The following is a 16,119-nucleotide window of genomic DNA, read 5'->3' as shown; positions in this document are numbered from 1 at the left end:
TTACGCGCCCGTACGAGGCCGGGCAAGCCGATGCGCCCGACGACCTGAGAGATGACATCCTTGAAAAACCACGCCAAACGGGGCTTGTTTGCCCGAACGGGCCGCCTGCTGGCCGCCGTTGCCTGCCTCTGGATCGTTGCAGCCGTTGCGCTCGTCGCGTACGGGATGCGGATGCCGAACGAGCCGGCCGACGTTGCCGTGATCTTCGGCAACGCGCTGGACGACACCGGCGCACCGAAGCCCGTGCTCGCCGCCCGGCTCGATGTCGGCGTGCGCTGCTACCGCACGGGGCAGTGCCCGGCGTTCCTCGTCAGCGGCGCGATCGACGGCCCGGGGTTGAACGAGGCGACGGCCATGCGCGACTATCTCGTGGCGCGCGGCGTGCCGGCCGAGCGGATCGCCGTCGACGACCAGGGCGACAACACGCTCGCGACCGCGCAGCACACGCTCGCCTATCTGCAGGCACACGGCCTGTCGCGCGTGCTGATCGTCAGCCAGTATTACCACCTCGCGCGGGCACGCCTTGCATTCGAACGCGTCGGCATCGCGCGGGCGAGCATCTCCGCCGCCTATCCGCGCCGCTTCCAGTGGCGCGACGTCTATTCGAGCTGCCGCGAAGTGCCGGCCTATGCGGTGTATGCGGTCCGTCTGTGGATGAATCCCGATGCGCGGCCCGTTTCGTTCCGGCCGATGCTGTATTTGATGAGCCTGTTTTCGTAATGCGGTGCGCCGGGGGCGAACGCCCCCGGGGTGCGCGGATTGCCTCCTCCTGCCGGTGTCCTGCCGTCCGGCGCAGCCTGTCCGAATGTCATCGGCGCAGTCCAAACGACAACGTTTCGCATTTTCGATCCGATGCGAAGCGAAAATAGAATCAATTTCCCGGATTGTTCAAGAATTCGAACTCGTTCGGCTATTAAGCAGGCGCTGATTATTCGTATTGACGATTCGCGGCAGTAAATGCCCGTGCCGCAGGGGCCATATACGTTGAATCGAAATCGTATATCGGCGTTTTCACGGATGCGGCGTGTTCGATATTTTTGCCAAAAATCAAAATAAGCAGGCGAAAAACATGCGGCATGCCGTTTTCAAGAATTCCGTGTCGGGTAAAAAATACATACCCGTCGGCCCTTGATCCGATGAGTGAATATCGACTGGAAAACGGTTTGAGTTTGATATAGCCTTGTCTGATAAAAGCGGAACGGTAATCAAATCAACCAGAAAGTCGCTGCAGAAGAACAGGGGCCGCCATCATGTCACTTGACTAGCCTTGCGTCTGAAATCCCGATTCCGGGGTGATTAAGAGTTCATTCATGAATTAACCGACGTCGCACTGCGACCGCCGGGGCGGATGCTTTTGTCCGTGATTTTCTGCTGCGTGCCGTGCGTGGCGGTCGCAATGCCAATACCAAAGCCGAAACCAAAAACGAGGGAAAGCATGAACCTTGCGCGTTCGAAAAAAGCCGGTGAGCCGTTTCCGAGACTGCTGTTGCCCACGGGCGTTTTCCTGGCGCTGTCCGGCGCGGGTATCGTGCCTGCTCAAGCGACCTGCAGCACGGCAGGCACGACGGTGACCTGCTCCGGGATCGCGAACCCGTTGCAGCCGAGCTATGCGAACAGCGCGAACAACATCAACGCCACCGTCAATCCCGGTGCGAGCGTTGGCGTGTTGCTCGGCGTGGGCGGCACCGCGATGTCGCTGACCGGCAACAATGTCCAGCTGACCAACAACGGCACGATCGACCCGTCAGCGCTCGGCACCGGGCTCGGCGTGCTGTCGAGCGGCACGGTCGTCGGCAATGCATCGGCGAGCGCGAACACCACCGTCGTCAACAACGGCACGATGAACGGCTCGACCGGCGTGGCGATCAGCGGCGTGACGGGCATGGCGCTGTCGGTCCAGAACGGCACGGGCGGCACGTCGAACATCACGAACACCGGTTCGATCGGCTCGAACCCGCTGGTCGGCGCGACCCTCGTCGGCGCGGATGCGCCCGTGGTGGCCGCATACGGCGGCGGCCAGGTCAACATGTCGAACAGCGGGACGATCACCGGCCGCGTGTCGTTCGGCTCGAACGGCACGCCCGGGCAGGGCAATACGTTGACCAACTCGGGCACGATCAACGGCAGCGTGTCGATGGGCGCGAACAGCAACAACACGTTCAACGCCGTGACGGGCTCGTCGGTCAACGCGGCAGGCGGCACCGGCGGCGCGTTCAACATCACGGTCGGCCCGGTCACGATCGGCGTCGCGGCGACGGGCGTCGTGGATGGCGGCGCGGGCGGCGACAACACCCTCAACCTGAAGCAGGGCGGCACCGCGAACGGCACGATCGCGGCCAACAATTACATCAACTTCAATCACCTGAACGTCCAGAACGGCAACTGGACGATCAACGGCGCGTCGACCGCGCAGGACGCGACGCTGAGCGGTGGCGTGGCGATCATCAACAACAACGGGTCGCTCGGCACGGGCAACGTCACGGGCAACGGCGGCGCGCTGCAGGCGGGCACGGCGGGGCTCAACGTTTCCAACAGCGTGACGCTGGGCGTGGGTGGGCTGACGGTGCAGGGCGCAACCGGGCTCGCGCTGTCGGGCACGGTGTCGGGTGGCGGCGCGCTGACGAAGAACGATGGCGGCACGCTGACGCTGACCGGCGCGAACACGTACACGGGCGGCACGAACCTGAACGCCGGCGGCGTGGTGGTCGGCAACAATGCGGCGCTCGGCAGTGGTGCGCTGAATGTCAACGCGTCGGCGTCGCTCGACACGAGCACGAACGTGACGCTCAACAATGCGGTCAATCTCGCCACCGGTACGGCGCTGACGATCGGCGGCAGCAACAATCTCGGGCTGACGGGCGCGATCACCGGAAACGGCGGCCTCGTGAAGAACGGCGCCGCGACCACGACGCTGAGCGGCGCGAACACATATACCGGCGATACGACCATCAACGGCGGCACGCTTGCGCTGAGCGGCGCCGGCAGTCTGGCGTCGACCGGCACGGTCAATCTGGCCGCTGCAGGCGCGGCGCTCGACGTGAGCGGAGCCTCGGGCGCGCGGACGATCGGCTCGCTGGCGGGGGCGGCCGGCACGAGCGTGAACCTCGGCGGCAATTCGCTGACCCTCAACGGCAGCGGCAATGCAACCTATGCCGGCACGATCGGCGGGGCTGGCGGCGTGACGCTGTCGGGCAGCGGCACGCAGGCGCTGACGGGCACGAACACGTACTCGGGCGGCACCAACCTGAACGGCGGCAACGTCGTCGTCGGCAGCAATGCGGCGCTCGGCACCGGCGCGGTGAACGTGAACGGCTCGTCGTCGCTCGATGCAACCACCAGCGTGTCGCTCGCGAACGGCGTCAACATCGCGACCGGGACCACGTTGACGCTCGGCGGCAGCACCGGTCTCGGCCTGAGCGGCCAGATCTCCGGCGGCGGCGGTCTCGTGAAGAACGGCGCGGCGGCGGTCACGCTGTCCGGCGCGAACAACTACACGGGCGGTACGACGCTGAATGCCGGCGGCCTGGTGCTCGGCAACGCGTCGGCGCTCGGCACCGGCGCGCTGACCGTCGGCGGCGCGGCGACGCTCGACACGAACGCGAACCTGACGGTCGGCAATGCGATCACTCTCGGCACGGGCGCCGCGCTGACGCTGGGCGGCAGCAACAGCCTCGGGTTGAGCGGCGCGATTTCCGGCGCGGGCAGCCTCGTGAAGAATGGCGCGGCGACCACGACGCTGACGGGTGCGAACACGTACACGGGCGGCACGACGATCAATGCCGGCACGCTGGCGATCGGCGCGGGCGGCAGCCTGTCGTCCACGGGCACGGTGAACCTGGTCAATCCGGGTGCCACGCTCGACATCAGCGCCGGCGGTGCGCAGTCGATCGGCGCGCTGTCGGGCGCCGCCGGCACGAGCGTGAGTCTCGGCGCCGGCGCACTGACGCTGGGCGGCACCGCCAGCGGCACGTTCAGCGGGACGATCGGCGGCACGGGCAGCCTGACGCTGGCGGGCACCGGTACGCAGACGCTGAACGGCGCAAACGCCTATACCGGCGGCACGAACCTGAACAGCGGCAGCCTTGTGCTCGGCAACAACGGGGCGCTCGGTAGCGGCGCACTGAACGTCGGCGGCGCGGCGACACTCGATACGAATACGAGCCTGTCGGTCGGCAACGCGGTCAACCTCGGCACGGGCGCTGCACTGACGCTGGGCGGCAGCAACAACCTCGCGCTGGGCGGCGCGATTTCCGGCGCGGGCAGTCTCGTGAAGAACGGCGCGGCGACCACGACGCTGACCGGCACGAATACCTACACGGGCGGCACGACGATCAACGCCGGCACGCTGGCGGTGGGCGCGGGCGGCAGCCTCGCCTCGACCGGCGCGATGAACCTCGCGGGTGCCGGCGCGACACTGGACCTGAGCGCTGCGACGGGCGGGCAAACACTCGGCGCCCTGTCGGGTGTCACGGGAACGAACATCAATCTGGGCGGCAACGCACTGACGCTGGGCGGCACCGCCAGCGGCACCTTCAGCGGCGCGATCGGCGGCACCGGCAGCCTGACGCTCGCCGGCACCGGCACGCAGACGCTGAACGGCGCGAGCACCTATACGGGCGGCACGAACCTCAACAGCGGCGGCCTCGTGCTCGGCAACAACGGGGCGCTCGGTACCGGCGCACTGAACGTCGGCGGTTCGGCGACGCTCGATACGAATACGAGCCTGACGGTCGGCAACGCGGTGACGGTCGGCACGGGCGCAACGCTGACGCTGGGCGGCAGCAACGCGCTCGGGCTGGGGGGGGCGATTTCCGGCGCGGGTGCGCTCGTGAAGAACGGTGCGGCGACGACCACCCTGACCGGCGCGAACACTTACACGGGCGGCACGACGATCAACGCCGGCACGCTGGCGGTGGGCGCGGGCGGTAGCCTCGCCTCGACCGGCGCGATGAATCTCGCGGGTGCCGGCGCGACACTCGATCTGAGCGCTGCGACCGGCGCGCAAACGCTCGGCGCGCTGTCCGGGGTGGCCGGCACGAACGTGAGTCTCGGCGGCAACGCGCTGACGCTGGGCGGCACGGCCAGCGGCACGTTCAGCGGCGCGATCGGCGGCACGGGCAGCCTGACGCTGTCGGGCACCGGTACGCAGACGTTGTCCGGCGCGAACACCTATACGGGCGGCACGACGATCGGCGGCGGCAGCACGCTGGCGCTGGGCGCGGGCGGCAGTCTTGCGTCGACCGGCACGGTGAATCTGGCGGCCGCCGGTGCGACGTTCAACCTGGGCGGGGCCTCGGGCGCGCAGACGATCGGCGCACTGACCGGCGCGGCCGGCACCAACGTGAATCTGGGCGGCAACGGGCTGACGCTGAGCGCCGCCGGCAACCACGCGTTCGGCGGGGTGATCGGCGGCACCGGTGGTCTGACGGTGGCTGGCGCGGGCACGCAAACGCTGACGGGCGCGAACACGTACACCGGCGGCACGACGATCGGCGGCGGCAGCACGCTTGCGCTCGGCGCGGGCGGCAGCCTCGCGGCGACGGGTGCCGTGAACCTCGCGAGCGCCGGTGCGACGTTCAACCTGAGCGGGGCCTCGGGCGCGCAGACGATCGGTGCGCTGACAGGCGCGATCGGCACGAACGTGATCCTCGGCGCGAACGGGCTGATGCTGAACGGCAGCGGCAACAACACGTTCGGCGGTGCGATTGGCGGGACGGCCGGGGTGACGTTTGCCGGCACGGGCACGCAAACGCTGACGGGTGCGAACACCTACACCGGCGGCACGACGATCGACGGCGGCAGCACGCTCGCGCTGGGTGCGGGCGGCAGCCTCGCATCGGGCAGCGCGGTGAATCTCGCGGGCACGGGTGCGACGTTCGACGTGAGTGGCGCAACGGGCGCGCAAACGCTCGGCGCGCTGACCGGCGCGGCCGGCACGAACGTGAGCCTGGGGGCGAACACGCTGACGCTGAACGGCAGCGGCAACAACACGTTCGGCGGCGCGATTGGCGGCACGGGCGGCGTGACGCTCGCGGGCACCGGCACGCAGACGCTGACGGGCGCGAATACGTACACGGGCGGCACGACGATTAACGGAGGCAGCACGCTCGCACTCGTTGCAGGTGGCAGCCTCGCATCGACGGGCGCGGTGAATCTCGCGGGCGCGGCTGCGACGTTCGACGTGAGCGGCGCGACGGGCGCGCAGACGGTCGGCGCGCTCACCGGTGTGGCCGGGTCCGTCGTGAGCCTCGGCGCGAATGCGTTGACGCTGAACGGTAGCGGCAACAACACGTTCGGCGGCACGATCGGCGGGACGGGCAATGTGACGTTCGCCGGTACCGGCACGCAGACGCTGACGGGTGCGAACACGTATACGGGCGGCACGACGATCGACAGCGGCAGCACGCTTGCGCTCGGCGCGGGCGGCAGTCTCGCGTCGGGCAGTGCGGTCAATCTTGCGGGCGCGGGCGCGACGTTCAACCTGAGCGGCGCATCGGGCGCGCAAACGCTCGGCACGCTGACGGGCGCGAGCGGTACGAACGTGAGCCTCGGCGCGAACACGTTGACGCTGAACGGCAGCGGCAACGGTACGTTCGGCGGCGTGATTGGCGGCACGGGCGGCGTGACACTGGCGGGTACCGGCACGCAGACGCTGACGGGCGCGAATACGTACACGGGCGGCACGACGATCAACGGAGGCAGCACGCTCGCACTCGTTGCAGGTGGCAGCCTCGCATCGACGGGCGCGGTGAACCTCGCCGGCACGGGTGCGACGTTCAACCTGAGCGGTGCGACGGGCGCCCAGACGATCGGCTCGCTGGCCGGTGCAGCCGGCACGAACGTGAATCTCGGCAGCAACACGCTGACGCTGAGCAGCAACGGCAACAGCACGTTCGGTGGCGCGATCGGCGGCACGGGTGGCGTGACGCTGGCCGGTACGGGTACGCAGACCCTGACGGGCGCAAACACCTATACGGGCGGCACAACGATCAGCGGCGGCGGCACGCTCGCGCTCGGCGCGGGCGGCAGCCTCGCATCGGCCGGCTCGGTGAATCTGACCGGCGCAGGCGCGACGTTCAACCTGAGCGGTGCGACGGCCGCGCAGACGATCGGCACGCTGACGGGCGCGAGCGGTACGAACGTGACCCTCGGCGCGAATGCGCTGACGTTGAGCGGCAGCGGTGCCGGTGCATTCGGCGGGACGATCGGCGGTACGGGTGCCGTGACGGTTGCGGGTACGGGCACGCAGACGCTGACGGGCGCGAACACGTACACCGGTGGCACGACGATCAACGGCGGCAGCACGCTCGCACTCGGCGCGGGCGGCAGCCTCGCGTCGGGCAGCACGGTGAATCTCGCGGGCACGGGGGCGACGTTTGACGTGAGCGGTGCGACGGGCACGCAGACGATCGGCGCGCTGACCGGCGCGGCCGGCTCGAACGTGAGCCTGGGGGCGAACGCGCTGACGCTGAACGGCAGCGGCAACAACACGTTCGGCGGCGCGATTGGCGGCACGGGCGGCGTGACGCTCGCGGGCACCGGCACGCAGACGCTGACGGGCGCGAATACGTACACGGGCGGCACGACGATTAACGGAGGCAGCACGCTCGCACTCGTTGCAGGTGGCAGTCTCGCGTCGACCGGCGCGGTGAACCTCGCGGGTGCAGGTGCGACGTTCAATCTGAGCGGCGCAACGGGCGCGCAGACGATCGGCACGCTGACCGGCGCGGCCGGCACGAACGTGAACCTCGGCACGAATGCGCTGACGCTGAACGGCAGCGGGGCCGGCACGTTCGGCGGGACCATCGGCGGTGCGGGCGGGGTGACGGTCGCGGGCACCGGCACGCAGACGCTGACGGGCGCGAATACGTACACCGGCGGCACGACGGTCAACGGCGGCAGCACGCTCGCACTCGGCGCGGGCGGTAGCCTCGCGTCGACGGGGGCAGTGAACCTCGCCGGTACGGGTGCGACGTTCGACGTGAGCGGTGCGACCGGCACGCAAACGGTCGGCGCGCTGTCCGGTGCGGCCGGTACGAACGTCAACCTCGGCAGCAACGCGCTGACGCTGAACGGCAACGGCGGCAGCACGTTCGGCGGCACGATCGGCGGTTCCGGCGGCGTGACGGTGGCAAGCGGCACGCAGGTGCTGACCGGCGGCAACACGTACACCGGCGGGACCACGATCGCGACCGGCGGCACGCTGCAGCTCGGCAACGGCGGCACGTCGGGCAGCGTGGCCGGCAATGTCGTCGACAACGGCGCACTGGTCGTCAATCAATCCGGCAACGTGACGATCGCGAGCGTGCTGTCCGGCACCGGCTCGCTGACCCAGGCCGGCACCGGACAACTGACGCTGACGGGCACGAACACGCTGAGCGGCCCGACCACGGTCGGCGCGGGTACGCTCGCCGTCAACGGTTCGCTCGGCCAGTCGACCGTCACCGTGCAGAGCGGCGCGACGCTGACGGGTACCGGCACGGTCGGCGGCCTCGTGGTACTGGGCGGCGCGACGGCGGCTGCCGCGCAGCCGGGCGCGGCGCTGAACGTGGGGGGCAACGTCACGTTCCAGCCGGGTTCGACGTTCCAGGTCGCGGCGACGCCGCAGCAGAGCGGCAGCCTCGCCGCGAGCGGCACGGCGACGCTGAACGGGGGCACCGTGCAAGTGCTCGCGAACCAGAGCAGCTACCAGCCGAGCACGACGTATACGATCCTCACCGCGTCGTCGGGCGTGCAGGGCGCGTTCACCCAGGTGAACGCGAACTACGCGTTCCTGACGCCGACGCTCAGCTACGATCCGGATCACGTGTACCTGCGGCTCGTCGCGAACGGCACGTCGCTGCCCGACGTCGCGACGACGCCGAATCAGCGCTCGGTCGCGACCGCACTCGGCGGGCTCGGCGCCGGCAACCCGCTGTACGACGCGGTGCTGACGACCGATGCGCCCACCGCGCGCCGCGCCTACGGGCTGCTCGACGGCGAACTGCAGGCGAGCCTGAAGAGCATGCTGCTGCTCGACAGCCGTTACGTGCGTGAAGCGGTGACCGATCGTGTCCGCCAGGGCCTCGCGCCCGGATCGGGCCCGCTCGCGGCGCTGTCGTCGGGCGGCGCCGCGCTGTGCGGCGACAACACGGCCGGCGCGGTCGATCCGACGCTGCCGCCGGAACGCCGGATCGGTTCGCGCGAAGGGTGCTACGGCGGCACGCCGTATCAACCGGTGGTCTGGGGCCAGGCGTTCGGCGGCCGCAGCCGGCTCGCCGGCGACGGCAACGCATCGTCGATCAACCGCAGCATGACGGGCTTCATCGCCGGTGCCGACATGGCGCTCAACGACAAGTGGCGTGCGGGTCTGGCGGCAGGCGTCACGCACAGCTCGCTCGACAACGACCAGAGCTCGTCGGCGGCGGTGAACAGCTACTACCTGTCGCTGTACGGCGGCGCGCAGTACGGCGCGCTCGGCGTGCGCGGCGGCGCGTCGTACACGTGGTACCGGATCAACAGCGACCGGTATCCGGGTTTCGCGGGCTTCTCCGATCATGACTCGGCCGGCTACAACGCGAATTCGGCGCAGGTGTTCGGCGAAGTCGGCTATGCGCTGCCGGTCGGGCCGGTCGCGATCGAACCGTTCGCGGGCCTCGCGTATGTGAACGTGCATACCGACGGCTATACGGAAAACGGCGGCGCGGCGGCACTGCGCGCCGGCGGCGAGACGACCCACGTCGGCTTCTCCACGCTCGGCCTGCGCGCGGCGTCGCAACTCGGCTCGATCGGGAGCGGTACGTTCACCGCGCGCGGGACGGTCGGCTGGCGCCACGCATTCGGCAACGTGCGGCCGTCGTCGTCATTCACGTTCGCGAACGGCGGCACGTCGTTCCAGGTGTCGGGCGTGCCGATTGCGCGCGACAGCGCGGTGCTCGAAGCCGGTATCGACGCGAACATCACGAAGCGCCTGACGCTCGGCCTCACGTACAGCGGCCAGTACGGCAGCGGCGTGCGTGACAACGCGATTCTCGGCAACATCCTGTGGAAGTTCTGAGCTGCACCTGACGTGCCTGTGCGCGACGCCTGGCTGCGACGGTAACGTCGCAGGGCGTCGCGTCTTTTTCGTCGCTGCGCACGTCCCCCGTTCTGGCCTATCCTGTGCGAAATACGCGACGCGCGCCGCGCGTTGCGCCTCGACACAGGAGCATCGATGCCGAATCACGCCGAAGCCGCCACGACGCAGGCGCCGCAAGTCGCGCCTGCTGCCCCGACCGCCGCGTCGGGCCCCGCCTTCATCGCGCCAGAAGCCGATCCGCAGATCCTCGCGCGCAACAACCAGTACGTGCTGAAATCCGGCGATGCGTTCGTGGTCAGCGATGCCCTCGGCGACATCGGCGGTCATGACGACGGCCTGTTCGTCGACGACATGCGCGTGCTGTCGAAGTGGCGCCTGACGTTCGGCGGCCGTGCGCCGTCCCTGCTGTCGGGCGCGACGAGCGCCGACAACGCGTCGTTCACCGCACACCTGACGAACCGTCCGCTGCCGCCGCTCGGCGGCCACGAGACGCCCGAGGGCGTGATCCATATCGAGCGGATGCGCGTGCTCGCGGGCGACGTGCTGTACGAAGCGCTGACGCTGACGAACTACGGGGCGAGCGAAGCCGAGGTGCCGCTGTCGCTGTCGTTCGCGGCCGATTTCAAGGACATGTTCGAGGTGCGCGGCACGCAGCGCCCGACGCGCGGCACGGTCGTTGCTCCGCGCGTCGATGCAGGTGCGGTGCGGCTGCGTTACGACGGCCTCGACAGTGTCGAGCGCAACTTGACCGTGCATTTCTCGCCGGCGCCCGATGCGCTGTCGGCCGATCGTGCCGACTACACGCTGACGATCGCCGCGCAGGCGTGCGTGTCGATCTACCTGACCGTCGACGCGACGCTCGGCCCGGCGCACGGCGAAGGGCCCGGGCCCGGATGCGGCCGCGTCGTGCTGCGCACCGCGCTCGTCGGCGTGCATCGCGAGATGCGTGCGCGGCGCGAGTCGATGGCGCGCGTGAACACCGGCAACCCGCTGTTCGACGCATGGCTCGACCGTTCGCTCGCGGATCTCGGGCTGCTCACGACGCAGCTCGACACGGGGCCATACCCGTATGCGGGCATTCCGTGGTTCTCGACGCCATTCGGCCGCGATGCGGTGATCACGTCGTTGCAGATGCTGTGGCTGCAGCCGTCGCTTGCGCGCGGCGTGCTGCGTTTTCTTGCCGAGCACCAGGCGCGCGAAACCTCCGCGTTCCGCGATGCGGAGCCCGGCAAGATCATGCACGAGTTCCGCCGCAGCGAGATGGCCGCGACGGGCGAGGTGCCGTTCGCGCTGTACTACGGCGGCGTCGATACGACTCCGCTGTTCATCGTGCTCGCGGGCGCCTATGTCGAACGCACCGGCGACGATGCGCTGATCGACGAGCTGTGGCCCGCGCTCGAGCGCGCCGCGCAATGGGTGATCGACAAGTGCGACCGCAATCCGTACGGACTGCTCGATTACCAGCGCACGTCGGAGCGCGGCCTTGCGAACCAGGGCTGGAAGGACAGCCACGATTCGGTGTTCCATGCGGACGGCCGTTTCCCCGACGGGCCGATCGCGCTCGTCGAAGTGCAGGCCTATGCGTGCGCGGCGCTCGACGCGATGTCGGTATGTTCGCACCGGCGCGGCCACGCAGCCGACGCGACGCGCTACGCGCTGCGTGCGAAGACGCTGCGCGACCAGGTCGACGCGCTGTTCTGGATGCCGGAAGGCGATTTCTACGGGATCGCGCTCGACGGGCATGGCGACCTGTGCCGCGTGTTCGCGTCGAACGCGGGCCACCTGCTCGCGTTCGGGCTGCCCGACGCCGAACGCGGCGCGGCCGTCGCCGGCGTGCTGGGCTCCGCGCTGTTCCAGACGGGGTGGGGTATCCGCACGCTTGCGGCCGGCCAGCCGCGCTTCAACCCGATGGCCTATCACAACGGCTCGGTGTGGCCGCACGACAATGCGCTCATCGCGCGCGGCCTGGCGCGCTACGGCGACAAGACGGCCGCGGTGAACCTGCTGCGGGCGCTGTTCGAGGCGGCGGTGAGCTTCGAGATGCGTTTGCCGGAACTGTTCTGCGGGTTCCCGCGCCGGCGCGGCGAACCGCCGACCGCTTACCCGGTGGCCTGCCTGCCGCAGGCGTGGGCGGCCGGCGCGCCGTTCATGATGTTGCAGGCGTGTCTCGGCGTGAGCATCGACGCGTCGCGCCACGAGGTGCGCGTCGAGCGTCCGGCGTTGCCGGAAGGCGTCGACTGGCTGCGGATCGATGCGCTGCGCGTTGGCGACGAAACCGTGTCGCTGACGTTCCGCCGCGTCGACGGCCAGGTCGTCGCGGCGGCGGAGCAGCCGGGCCGCGTGAAGGTGGTCGCGGTGCTGTAGCGCCGTGCTGCGCGAACGTTGCGCGATGTCGCGCCACGTTCGCGCGCAGCGGCATAGAATCGTGACATGACCCTTGAACGATGGCGGAGGTAGACGATGACGACCGACAACCGGCCCGACGACGGCGAGCAGAAGCTCGAGAATCTGGAAGCGGCGGTCGACCACCTGCACAAGTCGATCGAATCGCAGAGCATTGCGGTCGGCGCGGCGAAGGGCATCCTGTTCAGCCTGATCGAAACGCTCGGCGCACTGATCGGCGATCCCGACCTGCCCGAGCATGCGCGTTCGGGATACGAAGCGCTGCGCGACAAGGCGAGCGAATTGCGCGGCGGGCTCGACCGGCATTGATGTCCGGCTGGCGCCGGTGTCGGCCGCACGGGCCGCACCGGCGCTGCCCGATTCTGCAGATGAAGCACAAAACCCCGTGCGCTCAATGAGTTAGGCGGCTGGTGCGCAGGATATCCACAAGCTTGCCAACACAATCTGTGGAGAACCTGCCGGCCTTCGGTCAGCGTGCGGTGGGGGCCCGCTGCACGGTTTGAAAGCCGTTCGGGTGCCACACCGTTGACCGGTCAAAGTCCGTATACCGAATCCCCTTGTGTATCAAGATGTTACGCGTCCGATCTGAAGGATATCCACAGGCTTGCCAACAAAATCTGTGGACAACTCGCAATCGATTGCGTCGCATTGGTTGAGGATCGGGCCTGAATGGGGCCGGCGCGCGAAGCCCGTGCACCAAGGCTGCCCGATGTCTGGATCGGCGCGCTAATTCGTGCGCGATCAAGGGCTTAGGTCCCGGGTACCCAGGATATCCACATCCTTGCCAACACTTTCTGTGGACAAGCGCGATCGCGTTACTCGATCGGCGCTGCGCCGGCCGCTTCGGTCACGATCCAGTCGCGAAAGAGTGCCATCGCGGGCGTCAGCGGTTTCGATTTCAGCGACGTGAGCCAGTAGCCGCCGGTGCGCACGTCGATGTCGAGCGGACGCGCGAGCAGGCCGAGCTGCAGTTCGCGCGCGAACATGCAGGCCGGCGCGAGCGCGACACCCGCGCCCTGCATCGCGGCCTCGACCATCAGCCGGGACGAATCGAATACCGGCCCGTTGACCGCCCACGGCTCGAGTTGCGCGGCGTCGAACCAGCCGAGCCATTCGTCAGTGCGGTACGAGCGCAGCAGCGTTTCGTTCGCGAGATCGGCCGGATGTGCGAGGCGCCGCGCGATCTCCGGCGCGCACAGCGCGGTGAGCGGTGCATCGAGCAACCGTTCGTTGCGCGTCGCCGGCCAATTGCCTTCGCCGAAGCGGATCGCGAAGTCGAGGCCTTCGGCCGCGAGGTCGACGACGTTGTTGTTGGTCCGCAGCCGAAGCTCGACGAACGGGTGCGTGTCGCCGAACTGCTTCAGCCGCGGCATTAGCCAGCCTATGGCAAAGGTGCCGACGACTCCCAGCGTCAGCACCTCGCGGAAGCGCCCGCCGTCGAACTGCTTGAGCACCGTCTCGATGCGGCTGAACGCATCGCTCAGCACCGGCAGCAGCGCGCGCCCCTCGTCGGTGAGCCCGAGACCGCGCGGCAGCCGGGTGAACAGCGTACAGCCGAGCCGTTCCTCGAGCGAGCGCACCTGCTGGCTGACCGCGGCCTGGGTCACGCTGAGTTCGAGGCCGGCGCGCGTGAAGTTCAGGTGGCGCGCCGACGATTCGAAGGCGCGCAGGGCATTGAGCGGAAGATGAGGGCGGAGCTTCGTCATAAGATTTTCTTTCGTCAGCGCTCAATTATCGTTGCTTGTCAGGCAACCGTAAAGTCACGATAGTGCTGTCTCGGCGGCCGGCCGTTTTCAACATCGATTCGCCTCCATTCCACCACGAGACAACCGACATGACCTACTCATCGAAACGTCGAACCCTGTTGCTGGCCGCCGCGACGGCGCCGCTCGTCCTTACCGTCACCGCTTGCGTGTCGCCGCAGGGCGCGGCGCCGGGTGCGGCCCATCCGGCAGCGGCGGATGCGGCTGCCGCCGTGGCGGCGTTTGCCGATCTCGAACGCAACGCGGGCGGCCGCCTCGGCGTCTGTGCGATCGATACCGCGGGCGGCCGCCGCATCGAACATCGTTCGGGCGAGCGCTTCCCGTTCTGCAGCACGTTCAAGGCGATGCTGAGCGCGGCGGTGCTCGCGCAGAGCGTCGATCGCCCGGGGCTGCTGCAACAGCGCGTCACGTACACCAGGGCCGACCTCGTCAACTATTCGCCGGTGTCGGAGAAGCATGTCGGCGCGGGCATGACGGTCGCCGCGCTGTGCGAGGCGACGATCCAGTACAGCGACAACTCGGCCGCGAACCTGCTGATGAAGCTGATCGGCGGCCCGTCGGCGGTGACCGCGTACGCGCGCTCGATCGGCGACGACACGTTCCGCCTCGATCGATGGGAGACCGAACTGAACACCGCGTTGCCGGGCGACCCGCGCGACACGACGACGCCCGCCGCGATGGCCGCGAGCATGCGCATGCTGACGCTCGGCGAGGCGCTACCGGCCGCGCAGCGTGCGCAACTCGTCACATGGCTGCGCGGCAACAAGGTCGGCGACAAGCGGATTCGCGCAGGTGTGCCGGCCGGGTGGGCGGTGGGCGACAAGACCGGTACCGGCGACTACGGGACGACGAACGATGCGGGCGTCATCTGGCCGGCGTTGCGCGCGCCGATCGTGCTGGTCGTGTACTACACGCAGTCGCAAGCCGATGCGCGTGCGAAGGACGACGTGATCGCGTCGGTCGCGCGCATCGTGGCGCAGACGTTCGGTTGAGCATGGCGGCGCGGCGGGCGCCGCAGGCACGCCGTGCCGCAGTCGTGATCCGCGTGATCAAACGTTGTGCGATCAACGACTTAGGTCACGCATGCTCAGGATATCCACATGCTTGCCAACAAAAATTGTGGACAAGCCTGCGAGCGGCCGCGTCCGGCGCGGCGCGCACCGTCGTGCCGCATTTGAAGCAGCACGGGCAAAGTCTTTCGGATCAAGCGCTTGGCCGCGGTATGCGCAGGCTATCCACATGCTTGCCAACACAATCTGTGGACAAGCGGGCGAACCGTCGCGGAGATCGCCGCGTCACGCGACGGAGCGGCATGCAACCGGCGCTTTGCCGGCCGCGTGCCGCATTCGAAGCAGCACGGACAAAGCCTTTCGGATCAAGCGCTTGGTCGCGGTATGCGCAGGCTATCCACATGCTTGCCAACACAATCTGTGGACAAGCCTGGGTGCCGCCGCAACGGTAGCGCTCAGGGCTGCCGATCGTCGACGGCAGGCCAGCGCGCGAACGCGAACACCCACAACATCACGAAGTTCAGGACCGGGACGAACATCGCCAGGATCCACCAGCCCGAATGCCCGGTGCGCCGGACGATGCGGACGTACGGATAGACGACGATGGCGACGAGCACGAGCGAGACGAGCAACTGCCACGCGGTGAAGTGTTCCATGGCCTTCCTCGGAGTGAGTGTCGTAATGCGGTGCCGGCGGAACGGCCGGCCCGTGGCGCCGACGCGCGAAGCCGGCGATGCGCGGCCGCGTGCGGCTCGCATGATCTTGCTGCGTGACGTGCACGGGCGTCAAGGCATCGGCAGTGCGTTGCGATTGCACCGGATCGTCCGTGTCCGCGCACCGGCCCACCGCGCATTGCCGAAATGGTGACGCGCGGCATGAACCGTAG

General features: G+C 68.7%; 8 protein-coding genes. 5 read left to right on the top strand and 3 right to left on the bottom strand.

Features of this window, described 5'->3' with window-relative positions; genetic code table 11:
• Window positions 1-60 precede the first annotated feature (60 nt).
• Entirely contained in the window at window positions 61-720 is a 660-nt protein-coding gene (locus BLA15945_RS11980) for a YdcF family protein (protein ID WP_233464206.1), read from the top strand.
• 588 nt (window positions 721-1,308) lie between these two features.
• Here BLA15945_RS11980 and BLA15945_RS11975 read toward each other — a convergent pair.
• Complete coding sequence (locus BLA15945_RS11975) at window positions 1,309-1,494, bottom strand: hypothetical protein (protein WP_081052065.1); 186 nt, start codon at window positions 1,492-1,494, stop codon at window positions 1,309-1,311.
• On the opposite strand from BLA15945_RS11975, the gene BLA15945_RS11970 reads away from it, so the two are divergent.
• The 3 genes from BLA15945_RS11970 (at window position 1,436) to BLA15945_RS11960 (ending at window position 12,769) form a co-directional block, all read left to right on the top strand.
• A complete protein-coding gene (locus tag BLA15945_RS11970) occupies window positions 1,436-10,036 on the top strand; it encodes an autotransporter-associated beta strand repeat-containing protein (RefSeq protein ID WP_174992443.1) in 8,601 nt (2,866 codons plus the stop codon). The genes BLA15945_RS11975 and BLA15945_RS11970 overlap by 59 nt on opposite strands.
• Before the next feature lie 156 nt (window positions 10,037-10,192).
• Entirely contained in the window at window positions 10,193-12,421 is a 2,229-nt protein-coding gene (locus BLA15945_RS11965; protein ID WP_174992442.1) for an amylo-alpha-1,6-glucosidase, read from the top strand.
• A gap of 96 nt (window positions 12,422-12,517) precedes the next feature.
• Window positions 12,518-12,769, top strand: coding sequence for a hypothetical protein (locus BLA15945_RS11960; RefSeq protein WP_034180596.1), 252 nt, complete (start codon window positions 12,518-12,520; stop codon window positions 12,767-12,769).
• Window positions 12,770-13,275: 506 nt separating this feature from the next.
• Here BLA15945_RS11960 and penR read toward each other — a convergent pair.
• The gene (gene penR, locus BLA15945_RS11955) at window positions 13,276-14,166 is read right to left on the bottom strand and encodes a beta-lactamase transcriptional regulator PenR (RefSeq protein WP_174992441.1); all 891 of its coding nucleotides are present in this window, start codon (window positions 14,164-14,166) and stop codon (window positions 13,276-13,278) included.
• A gap of 128 nt (window positions 14,167-14,294) precedes the next feature.
• On the opposite strand from penR, the gene blaPEN-bcc reads away from it, so the two are divergent.
• Window positions 14,295-15,215, top strand: a complete 921-nt coding sequence (gene blaPEN-bcc, locus BLA15945_RS11950; RefSeq protein WP_174992440.1) for a PEN family class A beta-lactamase, Bcc-type — start codon at window positions 14,295-14,297, stop codon at window positions 15,213-15,215.
• Window positions 15,216-15,688: 473 nt separating this feature from the next.
• On the opposite strand, the gene BLA15945_RS11945 is transcribed toward blaPEN-bcc, so the two are convergent.
• Window positions 15,689-15,889: a DUF805 domain-containing protein gene (locus BLA15945_RS11945; RefSeq protein WP_059239558.1), complete on the bottom strand. Its 201-nt coding sequence runs from the start codon at window positions 15,887-15,889 to the stop codon at window positions 15,689-15,691.
• Between the last annotated feature and the right edge of the window lie 230 nt (window positions 15,890-16,119).

Origin of the sequence: Burkholderia arboris (genome assembly GCF_902499125.1) — a bacterium.
Lineage (GTDB): Bacteria > Pseudomonadota > Gammaproteobacteria > Burkholderiales > Burkholderiaceae > Burkholderia > Burkholderia arboris.
Note: the sequence above shows the minus strand (reverse complement) of the source record. Positions and strands in the feature narration are given on the sequence as shown.

What these genes read in the sequence shown, in the direction of transcription:
- BLA15945_RS11970 (WP_174992443.1), top strand. Translation starts at nt 1,436, where the DNA reads ATGAACCTTGCGCGTTCGAAAAAAGCCGGTGAGCCGTTTCCGAGACTG.
- BLA15945_RS11965 (WP_174992442.1), top strand. Translation starts at nt 10,193, where the DNA reads ATGCCGAATCACGCCGAAGCCGCCACGACGCAGGCGCCGCAAGTCGCG.
- BLA15945_RS11960 (WP_034180596.1), top strand. Translation starts at nt 12,518, where the DNA reads ATGACGACCGACAACCGGCCCGACGACGGCGAGCAGAAGCTCGAGAAT.
- penR (WP_174992441.1), bottom strand. Translation starts at nt 14,166, where the DNA reads ATGACGAAGCTCCGCCCTCATCTTCCGCTCAATGCCCTGCGCGCCTTC.
- blaPEN-bcc (WP_174992440.1), top strand. Translation starts at nt 14,295, where the DNA reads ATGACCTACTCATCGAAACGTCGAACCCTGTTGCTGGCCGCCGCGACG.
- BLA15945_RS11945 (WP_059239558.1), bottom strand. Translation starts at nt 15,889, where the DNA reads ATGGAACACTTCACCGCGTGGCAGTTGCTCGTCTCGCTCGTGCTCGTC.